5 protein-coding genes are annotated in these 5,245 nt (G+C 34.9%); 2 read left to right on the forward strand and 3 right to left on the reverse strand.

The annotated features are described in order from the left end of the window. Positions 1-265, forward strand: a 265-nt coding sequence (locus ABY905_RS13835) for a lysylphosphatidylglycerol synthase domain-containing protein (RefSeq protein WP_372644872.1), incomplete at its 5' end; no start/stop codon positions are given. Between the two features lie 80 nt (positions 266-345). Here the strand turns inward: ABY905_RS13835 and ABY905_RS13840 are convergent. Together ABY905_RS13840 and ABY905_RS13845 are read right to left on the reverse strand one after the other, a co-directional pair. Continuing rightward, a complete protein-coding gene (locus ABY905_RS13840; protein ID WP_372644874.1) occupies positions 346-1,299 on the reverse strand; it encodes an ROK family protein in 954 nt (317 codons plus the stop codon). Positions 1,300-1,309: 10 nt separating this feature from the next. Beyond that, positions 1,310-2,542: a sugar MFS transporter gene (locus ABY905_RS13845; protein WP_372644877.1), complete on the reverse strand. Its 1,233-nt coding sequence runs from the start codon at positions 2,540-2,542 to the stop codon at positions 1,310-1,312. A 153-nt stretch (positions 2,543-2,695) separates the two neighbouring features. On the opposite strand from ABY905_RS13845, the gene ABY905_RS13850 reads away from it, so the two are divergent. Next, the gene (locus tag ABY905_RS13850) at positions 2,696-3,556 is read left to right on the forward strand and encodes an AraC family transcriptional regulator (RefSeq protein ID WP_372644879.1); all 861 of its coding nucleotides are present in this window, start codon (positions 2,696-2,698) and stop codon (positions 3,554-3,556) included. Between the two features lie 296 nt (positions 3,557-3,852). Here the strand turns inward: ABY905_RS13850 and ABY905_RS13855 are convergent, their stop codons facing one another. Then, positions 3,853-4,836, reverse strand: coding sequence for a DUF4097 family beta strand repeat-containing protein (locus ABY905_RS13855; RefSeq protein WP_372644881.1), 984 nt, complete (start codon positions 4,834-4,836; stop codon positions 3,853-3,855). Between the last annotated feature and the right edge of the window lie 409 nt (positions 4,837-5,245).

The following is a 5,245-nucleotide window of genomic DNA, read 5'->3' on the forward strand; positions in this document are numbered from 1 at the left end:
AGCCTTTTGGTGTTGTGACTATTCCACCCTGGATCATATCATGATTTTTGCACGCCAACTGCTTATGTGGATCATGATGCTAATAAGCCCAACGCCTGGCGGAAGTGGATTTTCGGAGTGGGTATTTACGCAATATCTGGGTGATTTTATTCCTGAAGCAGGACTCTCCATCGCCTTAGCCCTAATCTGGCGACTGATTTCTTACTACCCTTATTTGTTTATTGGTATGTATATGCTTCCTAAGTGGATTAAGAAAAATTTCTAATTTTAAAAAAAACTCCATCACATTGTATCGAACAATGAGATAGAGCTGTATTATTTCATTTCAAAAAACATCAACAAATTTTAGTTCATCTTATTCCACACTAAAGCTGCAGAGCCTAAAACGGCTGCATTATCGCTCAATCCAGAAGGAAGAACTCTAATTTTATTCTTAAAAATTGATAAGAGATTTTTCTCCAAAGTCTCTCGCACAGGTTCAAATAAAATATCACCTGCTTTGGTTAAGCCTCCAAAAAGGAAAATAGCCTCTGGACTAGTAACTGCAACTACATTAGCTAACACTTCCCCTAAAATTGTAGCCGTATAAGCAAAGGTTTCTTTAGCTACTTCATCGCCGCGATTAGCCGCTTCAGCAACCATTTTGGCCGTTAATTTATTGAAAGGAACATCTCTCAATTCGCTATTCCCATTGTGTCTGGCTAATAATTTATAAACCGATCTTTTCACTCCAGTAGCCGAAACATAGGTTTCCAAACAGCCTTTACGTCCACAACCACACTCACGTCCACTTTTACGAACAATCATATGTCCCACTTCACCAGCAAAGCCATCATGGCCATGAAGAATATCTCCGTTAGCAAAAATCCCGCTACCTAATCCAGTACCAAGTGTAATCACCATAAAATTATTCATATCGCGAGCAGCACCAAAAACTTTCTCACCCATAGCTGCTGCATTAGCATCATTGGTTATATAAACAGGGACATCCAATCTTTTTTGAACAAGTTCTGCGAGAGGAATACTCCCCTTCCAACGTAAATTTGCTGCATTTTCGATGGTGCCGGTATAGTAACTCGCATTAGGAGCACCAATTCCAATCCCTTTGATTTTCACATCGTAAGGTAAATTCTCTTTCGCAGTATTAATTGCTTGAAACAATTCATCAATATAATCTTCTACTTCAGCATGTTTCTGGGTAGGCAGTGTACCTTCTGCAATACAAATTCCTTCTTTATCTATTAAACCAAACACCGTGTTGGTTCCTCCAATATCAATTCCTAATGCAACTTCTTTCATTCGAATAAGATTAATTGTGTTTGAAACCTTTTACCGCATAGTAAAAAACATAGGCATAACACAAAATGGTAATAATAAATGAGTTCTGCAGACCAAAATTATCAGCTAAGACTCCCATTAATAGTGGAATAATCGCTCCACCTACAATTGCTAAGCATAGAATACCTGAACCCTGACTAGTGTGTTGTCCCAGACCATCAATAGCAAGCGTAAAGATAGTCGGAAACATGATAGAATTAAACAAGCCAACTAAAACAATACTCCATAATGCAATATAACCTTCTGTCATCATACTGATTAAAACAAGGACTACAACCATTATCGCGTTAAAAGCTAATAGCTTATTGGAAGAGACTTTATGCATAATAGCTGATCCGATAAACCTTCCGACCATTGCTCCGCCCCAAAAAATGGAAACATAGCCAGCCGCTTGAGACTCACCAAACAAATTTAGACCATCATTTCCCAAATAACTAACTAGAGCACTACCGATAGAAACTTCAGCTCCTACATACATAAAAATGGCAAGTGCACCCAAAACTAAATGGGAATGATTCCAAGCGGAACCTTCTGCTTTCTGCTCCTCAGCATCTATAATCTTTGGTAGCTTTACAAAAGCAAATACCAATGCAATTAGTCCTAATGCCACAGCCAAACCAATATAAGGCATTTGGACAGCAGAAGCCTGGCTTATCAAATCGTCACTATTATTATCTAATATCAAATAGGCCCCAAACATAGGAGCAACTGTTGTACCTATACTATTGAATCCTTGTGTTAAATTTAAACGACTAGATGCTGTTTCAGGACTTCCCAACTCCGCAACAAAAGGATTGGCAGCAACTTGAAGAATGACAATACCACAAGCCAAAACAAAAAAGGAAAAAAGGAAAAATCCATAAGATAAAAACGAAGCTGCAGGATAAAATAATAAAGCTCCTAAGCCTGCAATAGATAATCCTAAAACAATACCCGATTTGTAACCAATCTTACTAATAATTTTACCTGCTGGCAGTGACATTAAAAAATAGGCACCGAAGAAAGTGAATTGGACCAACATAGCCTGAGTAAAAGTCAAATCAAACAACCCTTTCAAATGAGGGATTAGTATATCATTCATACAAGTCAAAAATCCCCACATGAAAAATAATGAGGTCAGCAATCCTAATGCTGCCTTGAAATTCATAGGCTTACTTTCAGATTGACTATTTGCTCGATTCACATTTGTACTTATAAATACCATATCGTTTGTTTAAATTATCTTCTCGACAAAGCTTCAATAATTCCAAATCAAAACATGGTAATATTTTACCATTTAATAACACTATATTTACATCGGAGTCGCAATTTACAGCATATCGTAACAATAAAGTACAATTCTATTTAATTTCTAAGCATGGCTTTATTTCTTGAAGAAGTTCCTTTAACGACCCATTATTCATTCAGATCGAAAATTGACATTTTGCCTCACATTATTGTTCCGTGGCATTATCACCCAGAATATGAATTGATTTATATAGAAAAGAGTCAAGGTACTTTAATCGTTGGGGATTGTATCGATAAATTTAATGATGGGGATATGATTTTCCTTGGATCAAACATTCCTCATGTAATGAAAAATGAGGATTCATATTACAAAAAAAATCCGTACTTATCTGTCACTGCCAAAGTCATCCATTTTAAGAAAGAAATATTGGGTGATAACTTATTAGATCTCCCCGAATTTCATAAACTTAAGTTCTTCCTAAAAAATTCAACACGAGGGTTTCGTATTTATGGCAAGACAAAATTAAAACTGATTGAACTATTTAATAAACTCCTTGATTCAAAAGGACCTGAACGTATCATCCTACTTCTGCAGATACTAAATATATTATCAAGTTCTGAAGACCTAGATGTACTAGCCTCTGAAGCATTTGTTGAAAGTTTTAAAAATTCCAGCGATCAAAAATTGTACCAGATTTATGAATATGTCAGCAAAAATTTTCAGCAAAAAATTGATTTAGAAGCAGCTTCTAAAGTGGCAAATTTGAGTAAAACAGCCTTTTGCCGATTCATTAAATCAAAAACAAATAAAACCTTCACGGAATTTCTAAATGAGATGAGAATAAATTACGCAAAAAAACTTTTAGTAGAAGGAAAACTCAGCGTGGCTCAAATTGCTTATGAATGTGGCTTTAACAGTCCCTCTTATTTTAACAAACAGTTTAAATCATACACAGGACAAACGCCAAAAGAATCTAAGATTCTGTCCTAAATAATCCCTATAAAATAGAAGAGGCTGCTAACAAAAGTCAGCAGCCACTTTCAAAGAAAACCAATTAATTATACTATTAAAACCATCATTTGGGACACCACTCCTAAAGTCAACAAAGGGACTAACCTTATATGAGCTATGGTTCGATTTACATTAACCAACAACCAGACCAAAAATGCCAAAGAACTAGTTAACAACACACAAGATTATAATTTATCAAATTATAATTCTCAAAAAGTGTTCGACTTCGTCACAATCAGTGTTCAAAATCGTACACAAATTCAATTACCTATATCCTATCGATAGTTTTGATCTCCTGAACTACTATGTCCATATACCCAAACATCACCATTTTTCATATAAAGTTTTCTATCGGCCGAACGACTGCCAGCTCTTAAGTCTCCAGATGATGCACTCAAATCAAAACTCATTTCATCTATATTATTATTAAAATCTATTGAAACATCTCCTGAAGTTGATTTGAATTTTGAATCTCCAATCAATTCAATTCCATCACCACTTATATCGCCAGAAGTGGTACTAAGATCGAGTATTGTTTTTGCCTTATAAATATTTAGATTCCCTGATGTTGAAATGTTTGAAACACGTCCTTCAATATCTTCAAACTGCAAATCTCCTGAAGTTGTTCTAGTACTCAAGTCACCAACAACATTCAAGAATGAAAGATCTCCAGAAGTTGCTACAGTAGAAATACTTGCTCTAATATGACTAAAGTTTTGATCGCCTGAAGTTGATGCCGCTGAAATAGATCCTTTCAAATAATTAATTTCTAAATCACCTGATGTCGTTGTGGTCGTAAGAAGAGTTTCAATATTCTTAATTTCGATATCACCAGAAGTCGCTTTTAATTTCATTTGTTCTGCTACAATCTCTTCAATATAAATATCTCCCGACGAATTCGTAATATCTAAATCCATTGAATAAGGAACTTTGAAGCTCAATTGAGCCTCAAATCTGCCCATAATAGATCTTGGAGCTTCTATCCAAACCATTAATGTAGAACCTTCCCGATGGTGTTTAATTTCGAAATCCTTACTCCCCATTAACTTCCCTCGAATAATCCCTTTAAAATCCACCGCATCCTCTTCGGTACCCAGAATCTTCACATCGGCAAATCGACCTTGAACTTCCACTCGTTTAATTCCATCATATTTAGCATCTGCTTCAGCATATGTGGTTTGAGAATTACCACAAAATGGCATAAAAAGTATTCCTGCGAGTAATAATAAGTGTTTAATATTCATCTTTCTGATTTTCATATCAATCTTTTAAATTAGTGGTACATTTAATCTTAAGCATCAATTCTTATATTTACTTACCTCTACTTATGACGGTATATGCAAACATATAGTTACAAGTTCAGACGAAATATTTTATTTCAAAGAATCAAAATTCAGGGTTTTGAAATAAAAGTGATGCACAATCTCTAAGAAACATCTAAGTTTTTTAATTTTCATAGATTACTATTTAGACATCTTCTAAATTATATTATCTTTGCATCAGACTGCAAATAGATTGTAAAGACCTTATATATACAAAGCGTATGACTACAGATATAAAACAAAAGCTTACCGAAAGTACCGTTGTATCAAATAGAGAAATAGCTCCCGGTGTTTTTGTATTAAAAATTAAACGAAACTTGGATTTTAAATCTGGTCAATACATCGG

Source organism: Ancylomarina sp., assembly GCF_041555295.1.
In the GTDB taxonomy this organism is placed as follows: domain Bacteria; phylum Bacteroidota; class Bacteroidia; order Bacteroidales; family Marinifilaceae; genus Ancylomarina.

Bases quoted from the DNA above. Each gene is read 5' to 3' on its own strand.
- ABY905_RS13855 (WP_372644881.1), bottom strand. From the start codon at position 4,836: ATGAAAATCAGAAAGATGAATATTAAACACTTATTATTACTCGCAGGA.
- ABY905_RS13845 (WP_372644877.1), bottom strand. From the start codon at position 2,542: ATGGTATTTATAAGTACAAATGTGAATCGAGCAAATAGTCAATCTGAA.
- ABY905_RS13840 (WP_372644874.1), bottom strand. From the start codon at position 1,299: ATGAAAGAAGTTGCATTAGGAATTGATATTGGAGGAACCAACACGGTG.
- ABY905_RS13850 (WP_372644879.1), top strand. From the start codon at position 2,696: ATGGCTTTATTTCTTGAAGAAGTTCCTTTAACGACCCATTATTCATTC.